The 313-nt window shown below is 69.0% G+C and carries 1 protein-coding gene; it reads left to right on the top strand.

Features of this window, described 5'->3' with window-relative positions; translation table 11 throughout:
- Positions 1–313 (top strand): hypothetical protein (locus SB719_RS19440; protein ID WP_412159642.1); only part of this gene is annotated, 313 nt, incomplete at both ends.

Below are 313 nucleotides of genomic sequence, written 5' to 3'. Positions count from 1 at the left end.
CAAAGCGGTCACGGTCACCGGCGGCTTGGACAAGACCTCTGCGACCAGTCGCACGTCGGCAGCGCGCCACGTGCGTGTCGTAGTCGACCCGCCCGGCACGACGAACCCGATGGTGAGCGTCTACCTGGGCGCGATGGGGGACACGACGCCCGCGGTGGACCAGCTGCCGCTCATCACCCAGGTGCCCGAGCCGGCGCAGCTGCTGGCCGCGACGACCTTCAAGTTCGGCTGGGCGGCGAGCACCGGAGGCTCGACCGACTACCACGAGATCAACACGCTGAACGTCGCCACGGTGAATCCGATCACCCCGAGC

The sequence above is a fragment of the Pantoea sp. SIMBA_079 genome, assembly GCF_046940275.1.
Lineage (GTDB): Bacteria > Pseudomonadota > Gammaproteobacteria > Enterobacterales > Enterobacteriaceae > Pantoea > Pantoea borealis.
The sequence above is the reverse complement of the archived record's forward strand: the minus strand, read 5'-3'. Positions and strand labels throughout refer to the sequence as shown.